This is a genomic window from Brevibacterium permense (genome assembly GCF_025506275.1).
Taxonomy (GTDB): domain Bacteria; phylum Actinomycetota; class Actinomycetes; order Actinomycetales; family Brevibacteriaceae; genus Brevibacterium; species Brevibacterium permense_A.
Genome location: NZ_QYCP01000096.1, coordinates 61,430 through 83,165, shown reverse-complemented (window position 1 = coordinate 83,165; position 21,736 = coordinate 61,430). Strand labels below are relative to the sequence as shown.

At 65.8% G+C, this 21,736-nt stretch carries 16 protein-coding genes and 1 tRNA gene; 4 read left to right on the top strand and 13 right to left on the bottom strand.

The features are described from left to right. Positions 1-23 precede the first annotated feature (23 nt). On the bottom strand, positions 24-344 hold the full coding sequence (locus D3I60_RS17995; RefSeq protein ID WP_262778143.1) for a hypothetical protein: 321 nt from the start codon (positions 342-344) through the stop codon (positions 24-26). Further along, complete coding sequence (locus D3I60_RS17990; RefSeq protein WP_262778141.1) at positions 337-5,292, bottom strand: DUF4011 domain-containing protein; 4,956 nt, start codon at positions 5,290-5,292, stop codon at positions 337-339. Before D3I60_RS17990 ends, D3I60_RS17995 begins: the two co-directional genes overlap by 8 nt. 107 nt (positions 5,293-5,399) lie before the next feature. Here D3I60_RS17990 and D3I60_RS17985 point away from each other — a divergent pair. Further along, positions 5,400-5,475, top strand: a tRNA-Arg gene (locus tag D3I60_RS17985). A 152-nt stretch (positions 5,476-5,627) separates the two neighbouring features. Here the strand turns inward: D3I60_RS17985 and D3I60_RS17980 are convergent. The 6 genes from D3I60_RS17980 to pdxH form a co-directional block, all read right to left on the bottom strand. After that, positions 5,628-6,692 (bottom strand): universal stress protein, encoded by a 1,065-nt coding sequence (locus D3I60_RS17980; RefSeq protein ID WP_262778139.1) that lies wholly within the window; start codon positions 6,690-6,692, stop codon positions 5,628-5,630. Between the two features lie 145 nt (positions 6,693-6,837). Further along, positions 6,838-7,338: an HNH endonuclease gene (locus D3I60_RS17975; protein WP_025780345.1), complete on the bottom strand. Its 501-nt coding sequence runs from the start codon at positions 7,336-7,338 to the stop codon at positions 6,838-6,840. Between the two features lie 416 nt (positions 7,339-7,754). Next, positions 7,755-8,573, bottom strand: coding sequence for a C40 family peptidase (locus tag D3I60_RS17970; protein ID WP_262778135.1), 819 nt, complete (start codon positions 8,571-8,573; stop codon positions 7,755-7,757). 459 nt (positions 8,574-9,032) lie between these two features. Further along, entirely contained in the window at positions 9,033-9,719 is a 687-nt protein-coding gene (locus tag D3I60_RS17965) for a metal-dependent transcriptional regulator (protein WP_139908932.1), read from the bottom strand. Positions 9,720-9,982: 263 nt separating this feature from the next. Beyond that, positions 9,983-11,455: an aldehyde dehydrogenase family protein gene (locus tag D3I60_RS17960; RefSeq protein ID WP_262778132.1), complete on the bottom strand. Its 1,473-nt coding sequence runs from the start codon at positions 11,453-11,455 to the stop codon at positions 9,983-9,985. A gap of 124 nt (positions 11,456-11,579) precedes the next feature. Then, positions 11,580-12,251, bottom strand: a complete 672-nt coding sequence (gene pdxH / locus D3I60_RS17955) for a pyridoxamine 5'-phosphate oxidase (RefSeq protein WP_262778130.1) — start codon at positions 12,249-12,251, stop codon at positions 11,580-11,582. 146 nt (positions 12,252-12,397) lie between these two features. Between pdxH and serC the strand changes: the two genes are divergently transcribed. Further along, positions 12,398-13,579: a phosphoserine transaminase gene (gene serC, locus D3I60_RS17950; RefSeq protein WP_262778128.1), complete on the top strand. Its 1,182-nt coding sequence runs from the start codon at positions 12,398-12,400 to the stop codon at positions 13,577-13,579. A gap of 273 nt (positions 13,580-13,852) precedes the next feature. On the opposite strand, the gene D3I60_RS17945 is transcribed toward serC, so the two are convergent. The 5 genes from D3I60_RS17945 to D3I60_RS17925 form a co-directional block, all read right to left on the bottom strand. Then, on the bottom strand, positions 13,853-14,350 hold the full coding sequence (locus tag D3I60_RS17945) for a DUF456 domain-containing protein (protein ID WP_262778127.1): 498 nt from the start codon (positions 14,348-14,350) through the stop codon (positions 13,853-13,855). Positions 14,351-14,493: 143 nt separating this feature from the next. Then, a complete protein-coding gene (locus tag D3I60_RS17940) occupies positions 14,494-15,771 on the bottom strand; it encodes an MFS transporter (RefSeq protein ID WP_172170337.1) in 1,278 nt (425 codons plus the stop codon). A gap of 8 nt (positions 15,772-15,779) precedes the next feature. After that, positions 15,780-16,739, bottom strand: a complete 960-nt coding sequence (locus D3I60_RS17935; RefSeq protein ID WP_262778123.1) for a DUF3027 domain-containing protein — start codon at positions 16,737-16,739, stop codon at positions 15,780-15,782. Further along, positions 16,739-17,119: a cold-shock protein gene (locus D3I60_RS17930; protein WP_262778121.1), complete on the bottom strand. Its 381-nt coding sequence runs from the start codon at positions 17,117-17,119 to the stop codon at positions 16,739-16,741. The genes D3I60_RS17935 and D3I60_RS17930 overlap by 1 nt, the downstream gene beginning before the upstream one ends. Before the next feature lie 406 nt (positions 17,120-17,525). Next, entirely contained in the window at positions 17,526-17,756 is a 231-nt protein-coding gene (locus D3I60_RS17925) for a hypothetical protein (protein ID WP_101543627.1), read from the bottom strand. A gap of 79 nt (positions 17,757-17,835) precedes the next feature. Between D3I60_RS17925 and D3I60_RS17920 the strand changes: the two genes are divergently transcribed. After that, the gene (locus tag D3I60_RS17920; protein WP_262778119.1) at positions 17,836-19,956 is read left to right on the top strand and encodes a helicase-associated domain-containing protein; all 2,121 of its coding nucleotides are present in this window, start codon (positions 17,836-17,838) and stop codon (positions 19,954-19,956) included. Positions 19,957-20,092: 136 nt separating this feature from the next. Further along, positions 20,093-21,727, top strand: coding sequence for a DNA repair helicase XPB (locus tag D3I60_RS17915; protein ID WP_262778118.1), 1,635 nt, complete (start codon positions 20,093-20,095; stop codon positions 21,725-21,727). Positions 21,728-21,736: the final 9 nt, after the last annotated feature.

The following is a 21,736-nucleotide window of genomic DNA, read 5'->3' as shown; positions in this document are numbered from 1 at the left end:
GAAGCCATTAGACGGGACAGGAACTATGACCAGTGCGGGGGCTTCTGCGAACGGTAGTAGTCCTCGCTGAAGCCGCCGCCACCGGAATCGGCTTCATTGCGCAGAGTCGCTCGGTATCGGCGCTTCGCCGCTTCGATCCGGGCCCTCCGAGACTCATCAGTTTCGGCATCGCCGTCGCCATGTGATGGCTGTGCCGGCTCAGCGCCGGGTTCGCCGCCGCCATGTGATGGCTCGTCCAGTTCAGTGTTCGACCCGCTGACGCTGGGATCGGCCGTTTCTCGGTCGCTGCCGCCCGTTTCTCGGTCGCGATCAGCATCCTCGGCGCCGGTGGGCCGGTCAGGCATCGTCGTTCTTCGACCCCGACTTCGCCGAGGTGGTCCCGTCCGTCCCGGATTCAGCCGACTCCCCCGACTCCGCCTCGGCCGAATCCGACCCGCCGAAGTCAGCGGCGGTCGAATCCTCGTCGGCGGAATCCGAGTCTGCAGACTCGGCCCCAGTTGAACTGGCGGCCTCAGCGTCGTGCGTTGCAGTTGCCTCTGCGGACGAACGTGCACTGTCGTCACCGGCGCTGTCGGACCTCGCATCAACCGAATCAGCGTGGGCGGGCTCGTCGGCCGCCTCGGGGACCTGGTCATTGCTTGCGGTCTGTACGAGGCCGGCGGAGCGGAGCTCATCGGCACGGATCTTACCGGTGTCGAAGGTCGGCAGGATGTCGTTTTCGACGGGGCCGGCCGAGTTGGACCGTGGGATGAACACCTCGGCGCCCGTGACTTTCTTCGCCTGCGCATGGCGTTCGCGGTAGCGGTCCACGGCGGCCTGCAGCTGGGAATCGCCGCGGCTCGAGTTGCCCTTCTGCGCCAGGGCGGTGCGCAGCAGATCCTTGATCTCACCGTCGCCGCGCACGACCGCATCCGACTGGATCCAGTCGATCATCTGGTCGAGGCCTTCGGCGGAGTACTTGTGCATCGGCAGACCGGGCACGAGCTTCGGTCGGCTGCCGGTGCGGCCGACGACCACCGAGGCGGCACGGGCCGCGTTGAGTACGGCCTGCGGGCTCATCGTCTCCACGGTGGCACGCCAGGTCTCGAAGATCTTCTCGGTCTCGGTCTGCGGGTCGACGAACGCATCGGTCGACCACACGCGCATGAACTTCCAGCCTCGGCGGCTCAGCTGTTCGGGCAGCACCCGATCCCGCTGGCGCAGGCTGCGCATCGACGCGTATTCGGGTCCGTCACCGGCGACGGCGATGATCATTCCGTGCTCGTCCTCGGTGGAGTTCGCCACGGCCAGGTCGATGCCGTTGTAGTGCTCGTGAGCGACGACGCCGAGCTGCAGCAGCCGGTCGGCGATGTCGTTGAACAGCGGATCGTAGATCTCGCCGTGCGGTCCGGGCTGGTGGACGCCGCCGGTCGCGACCTCCTCGAGCAGCTGTGGGAGCATAACCGCTCCCCCATTGAGTTTGCTGCGATCGAAGTCCTCGGCCTCGATGCTCGAGACCAGGGTCAGGCGCTTCCTGGCCCGCGTCATCGTGGCCGCGAGGATGCGACGGCCATCCGGCCCGGACAGCGGACCGAAGTCGTGGATGACGCGACCGTGGACGGTACGGCCATAGCCGAGGGTGAAGATCACGGCATCGCGCGACATGCCCTGGACGCGTTCGGCGTCGGTGACGACGAACGGCTCCTTCGATGAGTCGTTGAAGAACGCCGCCACATACGGCAGGTCCTTCATCGCCCGCGAGATCGCCGTAGCCACTCGCTGCGCATGATGCGGGGTGAGCGCGACGACGGCCAGTGACTCCCGCGACCGATTCCGCGCGTGCTTGAGCACCAGATCGACAACGCGTTTGACCTCGGCATCGGGGCTCTCGACCCGACCGGTCCCGATGTCCGTGGGGCCCCTGCCGTCGGCGACATAGGAGAACTCGAGGCCGCTGCCCTCACCGGTATGCGCGGTCGGCAGCGTCGAAATCGTCGAATCGTAGAAGTGCCGGTTGGCCAGGTCGATGAGCCCGACCGGGGACAAGCGGTAGGAGTTCGACAGCCGCATCCGCGGCAGGAACTCGCCGAGGCGATCCTGCACCGAGCGGGGATGTTTCCCGTCGTCCATGCCGAATCGATCGACCGCGATCGAGAACGGGCGCGGTCCGAGCAGGCGGGAGTCGCCGAGGGAGATGACTTGGCGGGCTCGGGTGATTCCGGGGACGACATCGGCGACCGAGAGCCGTCCGGCATCGGCGATGACGACCGCATCGAAGAGAGGCAGAGCGGAGAAGAGTTCGGGCACCGTGTACGGGCTGCCCATCCACACCGGGGCCAGGGTCGTCAGCAGTTCGGGTGCCTGGGTGGAGATCCGCTTCGTCGAGGTGTGCTTCGACAGCAGCTCCTGTTTGATGACTCCGGCGGCGATCGGATCGGATTCGATTCCGCGCTTCCATGCCTGCGCATGGTTGAAGCGCAGTCGGGAGGCACCGGCGGCGACGAAGGCGCGGTCGTTCTCGCGGAACCCTTCGGCGACCTGGTGGAGAGCGGCACCGTCGTGGCGGCCGATCGCAGGATCTTCACCGGCCATGGTCTGCAGCACGGAGGCCCAATATGCGAGGTCGAATTCGGGGCCGACGAGTGACTCGTCGACCTTGCGCCTGCGCAGATCGGCCATGAGATCGCCGAGGCCCTCGCCGTCGAGTTCACGCTGCAGACGGGACCGTTCGGGCAGATCGGCGAGGTTCTCCGAGTCGCTGCCCATCGCTTCGGCACGTGCCTGAAGTTCCTCGATGAGCATCGATCCGAGGTCCCCGCCGTCCGGGGTCGTCTCGAGGATCGGGGCGAGCTTGGCCATATCGGCTTCGACGCTCTGGAGGATCTCGTCGGCTTCGAGGACACCGCGCGGGATCTGCGGGCGGCCGTCATGTCCGGCGAGGTCCGAAAGGATGACCCGCTGGGCGCGGACGTCGATGAGTGCCTCGTGGAGGTCAGCCACCTCGGCGCCGGGCCGGAGGAACTCCGCGGCCGACTTCTTCAGTCGACGGCGCTGCATCATGCCCATCTCGACGCCGACATCGGCCCGGTATTCCGGTGTGCCGGTGGCGGCGATGAGATCATCGAGGCGGTGGTCGTAGATGTCGGGTGCGAAGTTGTCGAGCGTCTTGCGCACGCGCAGGAGCACACGGATGGCGCGGGACCAGTCGTCGACATTGCGGCGCGGATTGAGTTTCGCCTTCTGCAGCACCGGTTCGGTGGCAGCGACGAGGTCGGGGATCATCCGACCGATGCGTTCGGCCACGGTGCGTGCGGCTTCGGCTTCTTCGACGGATTTGAGATCGGCTCCGAACCAGACGGTGTCTTCGACATCGAGGGTGAAAGCACCCAGTCCGGCGAGTTCACCGAGTTTGCCGCGCAGGATGTTCCGGTGGTCGTCGCTGGCGCCGAGGATATCGTCGTCGAAGCGCACCGGTGTCTGCGGGGAGTCATCACCGGAGGTCAGTTCGGCGAGGTGCTGCATGGTTTCGTAGACGGAGACGTCCCACGGCTTGCGCCTGCGGTGCAGAGATGAGACATGGTCGGCCAGGGTCGCCCGCTGTTCGTTGAGTTCTGTCAGCAGCTGGGACAGGTCCGGGCGTTCGGACTTCTCTGCCGAGGCGATGAGACCGATGAGCTGTTTGCGGATGTCTTCCGAACCGGCGCGGGTGTCGACCGCGAAGTCGGAGAGTCCGACCTCGCCGAGGCGGGCGGAGAAATCGTCGAGCGCATCGGAGGTCTGCGCGAGGAAGAGGACGCTCTTGCCGGTGTGTGCCAGTGTGGTGGCCACGGCGACGGCAACCTGGGTGGCACCGGTTCCGGGCGGGGTGTCGACGACGACGGAGCGACCGGACACGGCAGCGTCGACGACGGCCTGCTGGTCACCGTCGACGTCGATGACGAGGAATTCCTCCTGCGGCTTCCGGTCGGGAAGCGGGGTGATCGGCTCCTGAAGCGCAGCGGGTACGACGTCCTCACTGTCGGCTTCAGCCGCGGGTGCTGTCTTCTCAGACTTGGTCGCCGATACGGCTTCGGCACCGGTCGACGTCTTCTCGTCGTCGGTGGTCGTGTCGACGGCGGACTCGGCGGCGGTGACCGGCTCTGCGGCATCGAGTGGCTCGTCGGTGATCGGCACTGTCGGCTGACCGTAGTCCTCATCGGCATCCGCTGCATCAGTGGCACCGGCAACGGCCTCGGACGAAGCATTCTCGGCCGCAGGCTTCTCGGACGCAGCCTTCTCACCGGTCTTCTCGCCGACGGTCGCCGACTCACCAGCGGACTCAGCAGCATCCTCGGCGGGGTCGCCTTCTGCCGTTTCCGCAGTCTTCGTCTCAGCTCCGGACTTCGCTGCGTCCGCGGAGGTCGCATCCGGCGCTGACTTCTCGTCTCCTGCGGGTTCGATGTCTTCGTCTTCGGACTCGGCGGCAGCGGCGACACCGGCGATTCTCTTCGCTTCGGCTCGCTTCTGCTCGGCTTCGGCCTTCTCGGCGGCGGCGATCTTCTCGTCCGGGAGGACACCCGGCTGCGGCACATACGAAGGCCCGCCGAGGGAGGCACGCACGTCCTCGTCGCCGGCGAGCGCCCGCAGGACGGGATGCTGGGTAGGCAGGTAGTCAGTGGAGAACGGGTTCGCGATGTTCGCGAACGTCGAGATGATCAGGCGGTGGTTGATCCGCAGACCGGGCACATTCTGCCCCAGATCGCGCAGTCGGTCGAGAGCCGGGCCCGGGTCGAAGCCGTGCGGTCCGCCGGTCGCGTCGACCCATTCGTCGACGGGCACGTCGAGGTCGTATTCCTCGCGCAGATGCTGGACGAGAGCGGGGTTGATCGTGATCTCGTTGTCGAGCACGATCTCGTAGTCCTCGACTCGGGATCCACGAGGCACCAGCGTGATGTGGCGCATGACGACGGGGGCGTTGAACTTGAACTTCGCGTCCTTCTCCGTCCACGAAGCGAATCCGAGCGCCAGATGGGCGGTGCGGATGCCGCGTTCGTTGTCGAGCTGCTCTGCCTTCGACCGGATGGATTTCGCACGCCGACGCGCGTCCGTGAGGATGTCGTGGTCGCGAATGAGGCTGGAGAGTCGGGTGGCGCGACCGGCCAGCAGCTGTGCCAGGCCGGAGGGGTGGGCGCCGGAGAGGTCGATGCTGCCGTCACGGGAGTCCCGGAAATGAAGCATGGTGTCGCGACCGCCCAGATGGGCAGCCTGCTTCTTCCACTCGGCGAAGACATCTCCGAGTTCTGGGAACTGTTCGTCTCTAACGGAATCCGACACAATTCGACCCTAACGAGAATCTGTCCACAATAGGTGCTGGCACACCGTGGAACAGTGAGGTTTCTTCTACGCTACACTGGGTGATCGTGGTTGAGGATGACCACCTGGCCCCCGTAGCTCAGGGGATAGAGCACCGCTCTCCTAAAGCGGGTGTCGGCAGTTCGAATCTGCCCGGGGGCGCCAGAACCACCTGTCCGAGCAAGATCCACTTGCCGATGTCGTTGTGACCCACCATCACCGAGGCGGCCGATCGTATCGATCGGCCGCCTCGGTGATTGTCTTCCGGCCTGAAGGATCCGATCCTCGTGATCGGGATTCACGGACTCAGGCGGGGTCTAGAGGCCAGGCTCTGCCGGGGCATCGTTGCTCTTGCGGCGACCGTGATCGCGGGCGACGCGGACGACCATCGTCGGGCACTGCGAGTACGGCAGCACCGACTGCGAGGTCGAACCGAGCAGGAGGCCGGCGAATCCGCCGCGGCCACGCGATCCGATGACGAGCACCTCGGCGGTGTCAGAGGCTCGGACGAGCACCTCGGCGGGCTGGCCGTCGAAGAGTGTCCACGTGACGTCGAGATCAGGGAACTCTTCGGCCAGGCGCTGTTTGGCGACGACGAGTTTGTCCGCGCCCTCGTTGACGAGGCGTTCGAGGTCGGCGGTGCTCGGCAGCCACTCGGGACCGATGACCGTTGTGGTGATCACGGCGACGATATGCAGCGGTGAGCCACGGCGCACAGCCAGTCGAGCTGCCTTCCACAGCGCCGGGGATTCGGCGCCGAGAGAGTCGACGCCGACGACGACCTTCCCGTCGAAACGCAGACCTTCGATCGACTCGGCATTGGGGTCGTGGGTTTCGACCTCGACGCCGTCTTGTCGGATCGGCCGCGACGAGGTCGGGTGCGCGGGGCGTTCGGCCTGGTTGTCCCAACAGGAGGGGACGACGACCGTCGGGCACGCGGAGTGCGCCGGCAGAGCGCTCGAGACCGTGCCGAGGAGACGACCGGCGAAGCCGCCGCGACCACGGGAGCCGACGACGGTGAGGCAGCCGGTCTTCGATTCGTCGATGAGCACACCGGCGGCGTCTCCGATCTCGATGACCGCCTCGACGGGAACACCGGCGGCCTTCACCTCGGCGGCGGCCTCCTTGAGCGTGTTCGTCACGGCCGCACGGATCGAGCTGTCGTCGATGGGCACATAGGACACATCGATCGCGGCCGCGGCCACGCTCGGGATCGTATAGGCGCCGACGAGGCGGATCGGACGGTCAAGGGAGCGTGCCTCTTGGATCGCCCAGGCCAGGGCGTTGCGGCTCGGCGGCGAACCGTCGATTCCGACGATGACGGCTTCGGGTTCACCGGCCGGGGCCGGGTCGGGGTTCTGTGGGCGATCCTGCTCACTCATCGCAAGCTCCTTGGGTCGAAGCGAACTTCTGTTTCGTCCACCCTAGAGCACATTGACGGTGAGAACTTCACCTATGTCACATCGTTATCCGAATTGCGCCAACATATGGACAACACGGTCCCCTATCTGGGACGATGCCCCGCATTCAGGCGGCGCTGGAGTACTCGAGGAATGGTCGCCACTTCTCGACGGGCTTGTCGATCCCACGCATCCACAGCTGACCCAGGCGGGGTTCCTGCGGCAGGAAGCTAAGCTTCCAGCCGATCTCGCCGAGAGTGCGATTGCCCTTGCGATTGTTGCATTCGCGGCAGCACGCGACGAGGTTCTCCCAGGTGTTCGCTCCTCCGCGGGACCGTGGGACGACGTGGTCGACGGTGTACGCCGGTTTCGAGCAGTAGGCGCAGCGGTGGCCGTCCCGACGCAGGACTCCGCGACGGGAGAGCGAGACGCGGCGGTTGCTCGGTGGTCGCACATAGCGGGTGAGCAGGATGACGGAGGGCTGATCGAGACTCATGTGCTCGGATCTCACCGGAATGTCCTCTGCGGCCAGGACCGTCGCCTTTCCGGTCAGCACGAGCACCACGGCTCGTGTGAACGGAACGATCGACAGCGGTTCATAACCGGCGTTCAGCACGAGAGTCTTCATATCTCGCCCCTCATCTTCTTCTCTATTGGGCCGAAACCGGCTGCCCCGGCCCCAGGGAACACAAAAGGCGCCGTGCTCATGGGCACGACGCCTGGGGAAGAGGGCACGGAGACAGATATGTACTCCGCACCAGAGACTGGAGCGGCTATTCGAATTATTCGACTATGCCCCATCTGCTTTCCTCCGCATCAGCGGTTGACACCACTTGGTGCCCACCATCTATGGAACTCAATCTTCTCCAGAGTAACGCCGCGCGCGCCCGTGACCCAATTCATACGGCTCGCGTCACGGAAACTTCGGTTTCCGTTCACCGAATCTGGTAGGTGCGAGTGTGCGCCCGAAGTTTCCGGGCATACGAAAGCTCCCCGTCCGACTCGAGGACCGTCGAGTCGTACGGGGAGCAATCGGAAAGAAGATCAGAGAACGCGGATGAAGGTGACGTTGCCCATCCAGCTGTAGCTGCGCTTCGAGGTTCCCGAGCTCGGCGAACCGGCATCGTACATCTGTCCGCCACCGGCGTAGATACCGACGTGGCCGGGGTGCCAGATGAGGTCACCGGGCTTGGCTTCGGACTGCGAGACGATCTGGCCTGCGCCCTTCTGTGCACCGGAGGTGCGGGGCAGGTTCACGCCGACGTGGCTGTAGACCCACGAGGTGTAGCCGGAGCAGTCCCAGCCGCTCTGGCTGGTTCCGCCCATGACGTAGGGGGTTCCGACGCCCTTCTGGGCCCAGGCGAGGACCTGCTCGGCCTTGGATCCGTCGATGGACCCCGAGTCCTTGGAGTCGGACTCGCCCGAATCGGACGATCCACTGTTGGCGGTGTCGTCGGAGGTTCCGGCGGATTCGTCGGAGGAGGGAGTGGAGGTTTCGACCGGCTTGGGCTTCGGCTTGGGCTTCGGAGCAGCCTCAGCGGTGATGGCCTTGCTCTCGACACCGAAGGAATCGGACTTCCCGTCGTCCTTCTTGCTGTTCGAGTCGTCGCCGATGGTGACGGTCTGGTTCTCGAAGTCGACCTTCTGGGTGGTCTCGGCTTCTGCGGAGACCTTGCTCTGGTCGTCGGCTCCCTGGCCGGCGGCCGGCATCACTGCGGCGGTCAGCAGACCACCGCTGGCAGCGACAACCGCTGCACGACGGCCGAAGACGCCTGAGTTGACGTTCAGAAGTTCAGTGAGTTCGGTCAGTGGAGTCTTGACCTTGGCATCGGCGGCGCGGCGGCCATGCTGCTTAGTTGCCACGTTTTCCCTCTCGTCCCTATTGGCTTCTCTCAGCCAACCGCCACTATCGGTCCTTGGTATCTCACGGCGAGCGTGGCGCTCGGATCTCGCTGTGAAGTCGTCATTGCGTGAACGACCTCCACAACTGTAACCAATCGGTGACTGATTGTCACGTTTTTGTCACAACCGCCGGAGGGAAGCCGTGATGTTTTCCATAAACTCGCAGGTCAGAGGCTTAAAATGGCTTGAAATATTCGTAACATTTTCTCGTTATACGACGTGACCCAGGGGTGGAAAATCCACTTCCTGGGTCAGAGATCACAGTGATTTGTAACGAATCGGGGTTCGGGCAACCGCGCTTTCGTTACCGTTGCTCGGTATCGCCGTTATCGAGACACAGCGCTGCCGTCACCGAGACGCAGACTCGGCCCGTTACCGAGACTCAGTCTCGTCGCTATCGGGCGGAGGCCTCTAGGCGTCTCAGCTGCGGTAGGCGAAGACGTGCGAGGCGGTCTCGACCGGCAGGTCGAGTACGTCCTGCGCGCCGGGCACCTGCACGGTGATGTATTCGCCGTTGCGAGAGATCTCGACGTCGCTGCCCGGCAGGACGCCGGCGACCTGGAACTGTTGAAGCAGGTGGATATCGACCTGCAGGGGTTCGGCCAGCCAGGCGATCGTCAGCTTCTTCGCACCGTCCCGGCCGACTGCCGTGGCGAGGTCGATGACGTCGGTGGTCTTCGAGGCTTCGCCGCCGATGACGTCGAGTCCGGGGATCGGGTTGCCGTAGGGCCCGGTGGAGGTCTCCGAGAGCAGCGTCACGAGCTTGCGCTCGACCTGCTCGCTCATCACGTGCTCCCAGCGGCAGGCCTCGTCGTGGACGAGTTCCCATTCGAGTCCGACGACGTCGGAGAGGAGACGCTCGGCCAGGCGGTGCTTGCGCATGACGTCGGTGGCGATCCGGCGGCCCTCCGGAGTGAGCTCGAGATGGCGGTCGTTGCCGACGTGGAGCAGTCCGTCGCGCTCCATCCGCGCCACGGTCTGTGACACGGTGGGGCCGGAATGGTCCAGGCGCTCGGCGATGCGGGCACGCAATGGCACGATCGACTGTTCCTCGAGCTCGATGATCGATTTGAGGTACATCTCGGTTGTATCAATGAGGTCGTTCACTTCTGACCAGCCACTCCACTCTTCGTCTTCAGGTCGTTTCGACCGTTTCAGGCGTTGTCACCATTTCGGGTCATTCCGACCCTGCCCCGCCCCGCACAGGCGAACCCGTTCGCGGCCGTTGCGATCTGCCCCAATCCTATCGTGCGTTCAGCAATTCCCGTGAGTCGAGGATTCGTCACGTCCCGGTGGCGACCTCGGTCGGCGCCTGACGGCTCGACCGGGGTATGCATATGCCCGCTCGGGAAGAATTCGCGCCGACCGGCTCAGCCCGCGTTCGTGTAGGTCGTCTTGTGCACTGTGAAGAACTCGCGTGCCGCCCGAGCCTGTTCGCGGGGACCATAGCTCGACCCTTTCCGTCCGCCGAAGGACACGTGATAATCCACTCCTGCCGTCGGAGCATTGACCATGACCATCCCGGCTTCGGCGTAACGCTTGAAGTGGCTCGAATATTTCAGGGAGGTCGTGAAGATGCCCGCGGACAGTCCGAACTCGGTGTCGTTGGCCACGGCCAGCGCTGCGTCGTAGTCGGCGACCTCGATCACCGAGGCGACCGGACCGAAGACCTCTTCGACGTTGATTGTGTCGCTCGGCTTCGTGCCCGTGACGAGTGCGGGCGCGAGGAAGTACCCCGCCGTGTCCGAATCGATGAGCTCACCGCCGGTGACCTCCCCGCCTTCGGCTCGGGCCTTGGCGATGTAATCGAGGTCCTGGTCGAGCTGGGTCTTGGAGACCACAGGTCCGATGGCGACGCCCTCGGCGCGGGCGTCTCCGACCGACAGCGCCGCCATCTTCTCCTTGAGCAGCGCGACGAATTCGTCGTGCACATCGGAGGTGACGATGAGGCGGGAGGACGCGGTGCAGCGCTGGCCGGTGGAGAAGAAGGCTCCGTTGATCGCGGCCTCGGCGGCCGCTTCGAGGTCGGCGTCGCCGAGCACGACGAGCGGATTCTTCCCGCCCATTTCGCACTGCACTCTGATCTGATGGGCCGCAGCCGACGCGATGACGGACCGTCCGACGGCGACGGATCCGGTGAAGGTCACGGCGTCGACCTTCGCCGAGGTGGTCAGTGCGTCCCCGACCACGGAGCCCGGCCCCATGACGAGGTTGAGGACCCCATCGGGCAGACCCGCCTCGGCGAGGATATCGACCAGCGCGTACGCACTGGCGGGGACGAGCTCGGCAGGTTTGAACACGATCGTGTTGCCGAAGGCCAGAGCCGGGGCGATCTTCCAGGCCGGGATGGCGATCGGGAAGTTCCACGGGGTGATGATGCCGATGACGCCGATGGGCTCGTGCGTCATCTCGGCGATGAGTCCGGGGCGGACCGAGTCCACGACCTCACCGGTGTTGCGGATCGTCTCGCCGGCGAAGAACTTGAAGATCTGGGAAGCGCGCAGCACCTCGCCCTTGGCTTCGGCGAGCTGTTTTCCCTCTTCCCGGGCGAGCAGATCGCCGAGTTCATCGGCGCGTTCAGCGATGAGGCTGCCGGCCTTGTCGAGGATCGCGAATCGCTGCTGTGAGCCGAGGTCCGCCCAGGCGGGGGCGGCAGCGCGGGCGGCATCGATCGCCGAGGCGACCGTGGCGTCATCCGCGCGGGCGTACCGGCCGATCACATCGGACGGGTCGGACGGGTTCGTATTCGTCGACCGGTCGTCGCTGGGCACACGTGCTCCGCCGATGAAGTTGTCGAAGACGGTGTCGGGTCCGTACTGGGTGCTGAGTACTGGGGGTGTCATGGGTGCTCCTTTGCATCGTCTGCGCGCGATTGCGGTGCGCATGTTGTGACCATTGTGCTGGGTGGCCGGCGCCCTGTGCTGATTCGTTCTGCAATACGGAAGGTCAGGGCCCTGAGGAAGAGCCTCAGGGGTAGAGGCGGACGACCTCCCAGGCCGAGGCATCGTCGAGGTCGGCCGTTTCGTGGCTGCCGTCGGCGCGGCGGAAGACCCAGCGGTCGTGGAACCGGTTCTGCTGGCCCTGCCAGAATTCGATTTCGAAGACGCGCACGCGGAATCCGCCCCAATGATCGGGCCGCGGCACGTCCTGGCCCTCGAGCTCGGCCGCTGCTGCATCGTATTCGGCCTGCATCTGCTCGCGGCTGGTCACCGGCTGGGACTGTTTGGACACGGTCGCCCCGATCTGCGAGCCACGGGGGCGCACGACGAAGTACGCGTCCGAGTCCTCGGGGGCGGCCACCTCGGCGAGACCGCGGATGCGGACCTGTCGTTCCATGTCCTGCCACGGGAAGTTCACGGCGATGCGGGGGTCGGCCTGCAGCTGCCGGCCCTTCGCGGAGTCGTAGTCGGTGAAGAACAGGAGCCCGCGCTCGTCGAGGCCTTTGAGCAGCACGATGCGCGAGCTCGGGCCCCATTCGTCGAGGGTCGAGACGGTCATCGCATTCGGTTCGCGGACATGGTCGGCCGCCTCGTCGTACCAGCGACGCAGCAGGTCCAGGGGTGCGGTATCCGGGTGTTCGAAGACGGCTGAGTCATAGGACTTCCGGGTCTGCGGGAGGCGATCGACGGGCTCACTCATGTCTTCACTCTACGACGCGGCACGGACACGAGTCAGCCGGGTCCCGCCTCGGCGGGGCTGTTGAGGCTGGGATTGTCGAGACGGCACGTCCGTCACATGACGGACCGGTCCCGGACGCCGGGCGGGCCCGCCGTAGAATGTCGAGCGTGACTGCGACGAATATTGAGATCCCGAAGAACCTCCTGCCCGCCGACGGACGCTTCGGATCCGGCCCGGCCCGCATCCGCCCCGCTCAGATCGAGGCGCTCAACGCTGCTGCGACGAAGGTGCTCGGCACCAGCCACCGCCAGGCGCCGGTGAAGAACCTCGTCGGCCGCATCCGCTCCGGCCTGGCCGAGCTGTTCAGCCTGCCCGAGGGCTACGAAGTGGTGCTCGGCAACGGCGGGTCCACCGTGTTCTGGGATGTAGCGGCCTTCGGCCTCGTCCGCGAACGGGCCGCCCACGCGACCTTCGGCGAGTTCGGACAGAAGTTCGCAAAGGCCACCGACACCGCCCCGCACCTGAAGTCCTCCCTCATCCTGGGCGCCGAACCCGGCACCGCTGCGATCCCGACGCCCGAGGCCCTGGCTGCCGCTGGTCTCGTGGACTCCCCCGCCGAGGCGGCCACCGGCGAGAACGCCGCCGACGTCTTCGCCTGGCCCCACAATGAGACCTCGACCGGTGTGGCCACTCGGATCGCACGCCCCACCGGGATCGCCGAGGATGCCCTCGTTGTCATCGACGCCACTTCCGGCGCAGGCGGGCTGGATGTCGACATCGCAGAGACCGATGTCTACTACTTCGCCCCGCAGAAGAACATGGGCTCCGACGGCGGACTGTGGGTGGCGATCATGTCGCCGCGCGCGATCGCCCGCGCGCAGGAGATCAAGGACTCCGGACGCTGGATCCCGACCTCGCTCGACCTGCTCACCGCGATCGAGAACTCGGCGAAGGACCAGACCTACAACACACCGGCCGTGGCGACCCTGCTGCTGCTCGCCGAACAGATCGAGTGGATCAACGGCAACGGCGGTCTGTCCTGGGCGGCCGAGCGGACCGCTGAGTCCTCCGGGCTCGTCTACGACTGGGCGGAATCCGCCGAAGCGACCCACCCCTATGTGGTTGAGCCGGGCGACCGTTCATCGGTCGTGGCCACCATTGATTTCGATGAGTCGGTGGATGCTGCTGCCGTGGCCAAGGTGCTGCGGGCCAATGGCGTCGTCGACGTGGAGCCCTACCGCAAGCTCGGCCGCAATCAGCTGCGCATCGCGACCTTCGTCTCCGTCGACCCCGACGATGTGCGGGCACTGCTGAGCTGCATCGACTTCGTCGTCGACGCCCTCAAGTAGCGCAGAGCCGCGGCCGGCTGCTGCGGACGCGACGCATACGCAGGTTCCCAGTGTCGGCTACCAGCGCCTCGGCCGCGCAGCTCCTCCACTCAGTGCCATAACGCCCCGTTGCAAAGGGGTGTTATGGCACTCAGTGTGTCGGATGCGTTGGCCGTGGCAGGAGAAGCCGCTACGAGTGCAAGCTGCCACTGATGGTGAGAGATGCTCACGGTACGGCGATGGGTGAATACGCCCCACAGGCGTCTCGACGCGAATCGTACTCCGCGCTGAGTCTCAGACGAAGAAGTGGATGAGCACGCCGATGCCGAAGGTGATTCCGGCCAGCATGGCGAGGATGAACTCGATGCCCGCACCGAGGCCGATCGCCTTGATCGACTCCCAGCTGGAGTTCCACGCCGTCTTTCCGTCCTTGAGGCGGGAACACTCGGCGAGATACAGGCCGGCGACGAAGCCGATCGGCAGCCCCAGCACCGGAATGACGAAGAAGCCGATGACGGCGAGCACCCCGCCCAGCAGCACCGACGAGTTCGGCACCTGCATGGATTTGAGTTTTCGGCCGGTGAGCACGAGCGAGGCACTCATCCCGGCCGCGACGAACACGGCGACGATGGCGAAGATGATCCACGCGGTCGGTCCGCCGATAATGATCGCCCAGATGAGAACCGCGATGGCGATGAGGATCGACCCGGGCAGCACCGGCACGATGATGCCCAGGCAGCCGACGAGGATCGCCAGGCCGACGAGCACCGAGGTGATGATGTCAGTTGTCACAGTCCGTCCGTTTCCATCGCTCGACCCTCGAATCCCTCGCCGAGGCGGTCGATCGAAATTCTATGACACGAACCTCCGGACCCGCCGAATGCCGACTCCTGCCGATGCCGCCCCACGAGCAACAACCCGCCCGCTCGAACCCGTCAGTGTCCGCTGCCGCCGGGCGGCCTGCCCTGATAGCTCATGTGCAACCGGATCCGCGACTTCGGATCCCGGTGGAGGCGCAGGTCCTTGGCCATGATCATCCACAGCAGGCCCACGGCGAAGGCGATGATCCCCGAGGCGGCTCCGACGACGAGCGCCATCCGCGGTCCGAAGGCATCGGCGACCCAGCCGGCCAGCGGTGCCCCGATCGGTGTGCCGCCCATGACGACGGCCGCGTAGATGGCCATGACTCGGCCGCGGTAGTTCGGCGCGGTGGTCGTCTGCACATAGGCGTTCGCCGAGGTCATCATCGTCAGCGATGCGAAGCCGACGAACATCAGCGAGGCGGCGAAGAGATAGTAGTTTGGCATCAGCGATGCCACGCCGACGGCCACACCGAATCCGCCGGCGGCGCCGAAGATGAATCGCAGTCGGGGCTTCTCCCGCCTGGCCGAGGCGAGCGCCCCGGTCACGGAGCCAATGGCCATGACGGAGTTGAGCAGGCCGAAGCCGCTGGCATCCTTGCCGAACTCGATCTTCGCCATCGTCGCCGTGTAGATGTTGAAGTTGAATCCGAAGGTCGCGACGATGAACAGCACGACGAGCACGACCGTGATGTCCGGGCGCCTGCGCAGATACTTCAGTCCGCCGAGGACCCCTCCCTTGCCACGCCGACCGGAAGGGTGCAGTTTCGACTTGTCGAGCCGGAGGAGCACCGTGAGCGTCGCCGCGAAGCCGAGTCCACTGATGAGGAAGACGGGACCGGGTCCGATGACGGCGGTGAGCACACCGGCCACGGCCGGACCGATCATGCGGGCGCCGTTGAAGGACGCCGAGTTGAGGCTGACGGCGTTCGGCAGCAGCTTCTCACCGACGAGTTCGGAGACGAAGGCCTGCCTGGCCGGGTTGTCCAGGGTCGTGAGCATCCCGAGCGTGAACGCGAGCACGTAGACGTGCCAGAGGACGATGACGTCGGTGATGGTGAGGACGAAGAGGACGAGTCCGATGAATCCCAGCAGCGCCTGAGTGACCATGAGCAGACGCCGTTTGTCGAACTTGTCGACGAGGTTGCCCGCGAACGGGAACATGATCAGCTGCGGGCCCAGCTGCAGAGCCATGGTGAGGCCGAGCGCCGAAGCGTTGTTGTCCGTGAGCATGGTCAGGACGATCCAGTCCTGCGCCGTGCGCTGCATCCATGTCCCGGTGTTGGAGATCAGGGCACCGGCGAACCAGTGCCGGTAGTTCGGCTCCGACAGTGACCGGAACATCTGGGACATCGAGTGGTTCAGCCCTCCTGGAACTCGAGTTCGCCGGAGTAGTCGTCGACGACGGCTTCAGCAGGCTCGTTGTTCGGCCGTCTCACATCGGTCTCCGAATGCGCACCGCACCCGGATTCGAGTCCGACCACGCGACCGTCGAACGGCGACCACGCATTGGCGCAGACCCCGAACTTCTGACGCAGCGATCCGGCGATCGGCATGAGGTAGCCGCAGCTGCCGCAGTGTCCGGCCGCGCGTGAGGCGAACTCGCTGTCGGGTCCGGCATCAGATTCCGACCATCGGCTTGCAGCCGCGCTCAGCCCGTCGGAGGAGAGCACGCGTTCACGACCGAGACCGAATTCGAAGTTCTGGATCTGGTCGATGTTGTCTGCCGAATTGTCCTCGGTCTGCTGGAAGCCCGGCTGCAGGTTCGGGTCCTGGTCGAGCTTCGGCAGGGTGTCGCGCGGCCCCATGTCGCCGGGTTCGAGTCGTTCCTCCCACGGCACCCATTCGGGGGCTACGAGGGCATCGGGGCCGGGCAGCAGCGCGGTTTCGCAGACCGTGACCTTCTTCGCGCGCGGAGCGCGGGCGAGCACGGCCACCCACCGCCAACCGCGGTAGGTCGGGTCGGTGCACACGAAGTAGTGGGTGACGAGACGGGTCGCCTCGGCCACCGTGCCCAGGTGTTCGCCGACGACGGCGGTGCCGGCCACCTCGGTGATGGCGGTGCGGGCGATGTCGATCGCCGCGGCCAGCTGGGTGTCGAGGACGACCTTCTCCGTGCCCGATCGCGGACGACCGGTCTTCGATGCCTTCGCCGAGGCGGCCGTGCCGGAATCCGCGGCGACCGCACTTCCAGCGGCGATCGATTCTCCCGCAGCGGCGGGCACATCGCTGCCCGGGGCCGCCTCGGTGGTCTGTTCGGCGTCGTTCTCGGCGGGCGCGGCGGTCTGCCGGGCCAGCCAATCACTGAACAGTGATGACATCAGGACTCCAAATCGTCGGCAATCGCCCGCAGCAGGCTGGCGACCTTGTTCCCATGGGCGGGGTCCGGGTAACGGCCGTGCTGCAGTCCGTTGTTGAGGTCATCCAAAACTTTGATGACATCTTCAACCATAACTGCCATGTCCACGGCCGGACGTCGGCGGGCCTTGGCGACTTTGCCGGGAGTGGTGATCGGGCGGGCCTTGAGCACCTGCGCTCCGCGGCGGGAATCGACGACATCGTATTCGAGCCGGGTGCCCTTGGTGACTTCGACTCCCTCTGGCAGCACGGAGGAATGGAGGAAGGCCTGCGAGCCGTCCTCGGCGATGACGAAGCCGAAGCCCTTGTCGGCATCGAACCATTTCACGCGTCCGGTGGGCATGATTTCCTTTCTGTCTGTTCGTACCCGCTGAAACGGGCTGATCGTACGGTGCCCGCAGGTGCGGGCTGTGTGTCGGTCGGCTGCAGAGACGGATTCCGCGGCCGGGAAGCTGGTCGGGTGGTGTGGTCGCTGTGCTCGTGTGCCCTCATCGCCATCGGTCAGACCATGCCGACTGCGGGACCGAGGTCATCGCGTCGGCGGTGTGATCCCTGGCTCTCACCTATCCGTGGAGGTCACGTGCAGGGTGGAGGTGAGCACCTTGTCTGCGGCGGGAGATCACGGGGGCGTGCGCGATTGGGTGGTCCGCCGCCTCGGCGAGATGGGGATCCGCACCGCCTGGATCACACTGTGCGGGTGTGGCTCATGCGCGTCCCCGAACCTGCGAGGTGAGGCATGAGTGATGGTTTCAGCGGTGGCCCACCCCGGTCTGTCTGCGTCGGATGGCGGCTCGGATCATGGCCACGCAGGCGAGGATGACGGCGATGGGCACGAGGATCATGGGCAGGTAGGTCAGCAGCGGACTGGGCGTCAGTCCCATCCAGGCCTGGCCGAGGACGCCGATGAGGCCGAGCGCCCCGATGGCTGCGGCGGCAACCGCGGCGACGACGATGGTCGTGTCGACTCGAGTGGCTGACAATGCGCGTCCTTCCGTCCGATCTCTGATCCTTCTCTGCGCTTCCATTGTACCCCTCGCGATAGACTGATCTGCGATGTCAATGACCTTCAGCCAGTGGCTGTCCCACAGTGCAGATGCCGACTTCGAGTCCTTCGTCCGGACCCGACGCGACCTCCTCCAACCCGAGTCCCCGACGATGGCGGCCCTGGCCGCGGCCGCGTCCTCGCGTATCGGGGTCTCCCGCGGCATCGAAGCTCTCGATGCGCAGTCGCTCGAGGTCTTCATCGCTTTGGCCAAGGCGGCCCGGACGACGCCGGAGATCAAGATCACGGGCAATCCGCATATCGATCCCGCCCTCGCCGAGGCGGCCCTGCCCCGACTGCGCGACCTCGGCCTGGCATGGCCGGCCGGCGGGGATGCCGATGCGGGTGGGTCTGGTGGATCTGCTGGGTCTGCGGTTGGGGGCGTGTGGAAGATCCAGTCCGAGGCCATCACCCTGCTGCCGACATCGGCGGCCGAATCTGCCAGGGCATATCCGTGGCAGATCAACCCCTCGTCGGTCGATTCGAGCACGGCCACGATCGGCCAGCCGCTCATCCACAACAGTGAACGGGCAGCCGTGGCCGAGGTCATCTCGTCCCTGCGCGGACTCGTCGATGAGCTCGCCGCCTCCCCGATCTCCCGGCTGACCAGCGGCGGCATCTCCAAGCGGGATGTCTCCCGACTCGCCCGCACACTCGAACTGGGTCTCGAGCAGACGATCACCCTGCTGCAGGCGGCGAAGTCCCTGCACCTCATCGGGGTCCTCGACGATGCGCTCGATCCACTGTGGACGGCCGGCGATGATGCCGATTCCGGCCTCGCCGGCGATCGTGCCGAGCTGTGGGCGGCGCTCGTCGGGGCGTGGCTGCGCGATCTGCTCGACGTCACGCAGCTGGCGGCGGGGGCGAGCGAGAACGAACGCCTCACCGTGCTCGCAGCTCCGAAGAAGTCCCTGTTCAAGGGCTATGGGCTGTCGGTGCCGGCGATGCCGCTGCTGCGCTTCGCCGTGCTCTCCGTCCTCCATGACATCGGTCTGGGGTCGGCACGGTCGGCCGGGTGGATCCACGCCGAGGTGCTGCGTCGGCATCCGCTGCTGCCGGCACACGAGTTCGCGATGACCGAAGCCGTCCTCCATACCTGTGTAAGTTTCGGGCTGGCGACGACTCCGCTGCAGGAGCCGGATCATTTCGGCCCGAGCCGGTTCGGTCTCCGTCTGGCCGCCGGACTGGACCGGGCGATGGCCGAGCATGCCAAACAGGACCCTTCGATCCTGCCCCTGCGCGTGTCCGTCGACGCCCTGACCGTGCCCGGCGATGTCATCGCCGCGGTCGCCGAGGGGCTCGGGGCCGAGGTCGACACGGTGCTCATCCAGTCCGATCTCACCGCGGTGGCGACCGGCCCGATCGAACCGCGGGTCCACCACATTCTGCGCAAGTATGCCGTCGTCGAGGCACGCGGTCAGGGCACCGTCTATCGCATCGACGGCGAGACCATCGAAGACACCATGCAGTCCGGGATCACCCCGGAGGACGCCTTGGCCGAGCTCGCGGGCATCAGTGCCGAAGAGCTGCCGTCGACCTTGGAATTCCTCGTGCAGAACACGGCGTCGAAGCTGCGGCGGGTGCGGGTGGCAGGGGCCCGGGCGGTGCTCATCGTCGACGACCCGGTCGACCTCGATGTCATCCTCTCCGATCAGGCCATGATGCCGGCCGGTCTCGAACGTCTGGCTCCGACCGTGGCGATCGCTCAGCTGGGCCCGGAGCGGACGATGCACCTGCTCGAGGCCGGGGATCATCATGCTCTGCTGCATTCGGCGGCCGGACCCGTGCGCAAACGTCGGGTGATCACCGAATCGGAACCCGAGGTCAGCGTGAGGCGACGTCCGCGCGTCAGCGACGGCCACCTCGGCGAATATATTCGGATCCTGCGGTCTGCACCGGCGGCGGCCGCACAGGTGAGCACGGATGAGCCTTTAGGGCATATGGATCGGCTGCGGGAAGCGGCGGAGGAGAAGCGTCGCGTGCTCATTCGGATCGCGGATTCCCACGGCAAGGAACGGACGATCGAGATGCTGCCGGCCACCCTCAACGCCGGCCGCGTCCGCGGAGTGGTGACGACCACCGGTGCCGAGGCCTCCCTGTCCGTCGCCCGCATCGTCTCCGTAGACCCCTCCCCCTAATTGCTACCTGACGGCGTCCCAGCAACCTGGCGCGAGGTAGCTGGACCCCCGTCAGGTAGCTCGGAGCGGGAACAATCGGGGTGATGGACGTGTTGTGCCCTCTGGTGTCATCACACTTCGGGAAGGGAAGCATTGAATGAATGGTCCGTTGATAGTGCAGTCCGATCGGACTGTGCTGCTGGAATCGGGACATCCGCTGGCCGTCGAGGCGGCCGTGGCGATCGCCCCGTTTGCGCAGCTGTCGCGGACCCCGGAGTACATCCACACCTATGAGATCACTCCGCTGGGGCTGTGGAACGCGCGCGCCAGCGGCCATGATGCCGAATCCGTCGTCGACGTGCTCCTCGAATTCGCGAAGTACCCGGTCCCGCATGAGCTCCTCGTCGACATCGTCGACATCATGGACCGGTTCGGTGTGCTCACCCTCATCGACCATCCGATCCACGGACTGACCCTGACGTCGACGGAGACGGGACTGCTCGATGAGCTCGTCGGTCAGCCCGACCTCGTCGGCAAGTTCGGCAAACGCATCGACGCCGAATCCGTCCTCGTCCACCCCTCCGAGCGCGGCGAGCTCAAACACGCCCTGCTGCAACTGGGCCACCCGGTCTCCGACCACGCCGGCTACGTCGACGGCGAAGCCCACGAGATCTCCCTGTCCGATGATGTTCATGGCGGTCAGTGGCATCTGCGCGACTACCAGAAACAGGCCATCGACCAGTCGCTGTCCGGTGAGTCCGGGGTCGTCGTTCTGCCGTGCGGTGCGGGGAAGACGGTCGTCGGTGTGGCCACCATGTCTCGGGTGCAGACGACGACGCTCATCCTCGTGACGAACTCGGTCTCAGCCAAGCAGTGGAAGGACGAGATCCTGCGCCGCACCACCCTGACCGAAGACGAGGTCGGCGAATATTCGGGATCGACGAAGGAGATCCGCCCGATCACCATCGCCACCTACCAGGTGCTCACCACCCGGAGGAAGGGCTCGTATCTCCACCTCGAGCTCCTCGACGCCAAGGACTGGGGCCTGGTCATCTATGACGAGGTGCACCTGCTGCCGGCGCCGATCTTCCGGCTCACGGCGAGCCTGCAGGCTCGTCGTCGCCTCGGTCTGACCGCGACCCTGGTCCGTGAGGACGGACGCGAGGACGAAGTGTTCTCCCTCATCGGACCCAAGCAGTACGAGGTGCCGTGGAAGGAACTCGAACGACTCGGCTATATCGCATCTGCCGCCTGTCACGAGGTGCGGGTCCGCCTCGACGGCGGAACCCGAACCGCGTATGCCCGCGCCGACGGTGAGGACCGGTACCGGTTGGCTGCGACATCGGATGCGAAGCTGCCGATCGTCTCCGAGCTCGTCGCCGATCATCCGGATGCGCAGATCCTCGTCATCGGTCAGTATCTCGACCAGCTCGAGGAGATCGGAGCCGAACTCGGCGCGCCTGTGCTTACCGGGCAGACGCCCGAATCGGTGCGCCAGGAGCTCTTCCGCGAATTCCGGTCCGGGGTGATCCCCGTGCTCGTGGTCTCGAAGGTCGCGAACTTTTCAGTGGATCTGCCGGCCGCCTCGGTGGCGATTCAGGTCTCGGGTGCTTTCGGATCCCGCCAGGAAGAAGCTCAGCGCCTCGGACGGATTCTGCGTCCGAAGGAAGATAAGGGTTCGGCCACGTTCTACACGGTCGTCGCCGCCGATACCGTCGATGAGCACTTCGCCGCTCAGCGCCGCCGCTTCCTCACCGAACAGGGCTACAGCTACAGCATCGAAGTCCGCTGACACTCCCCT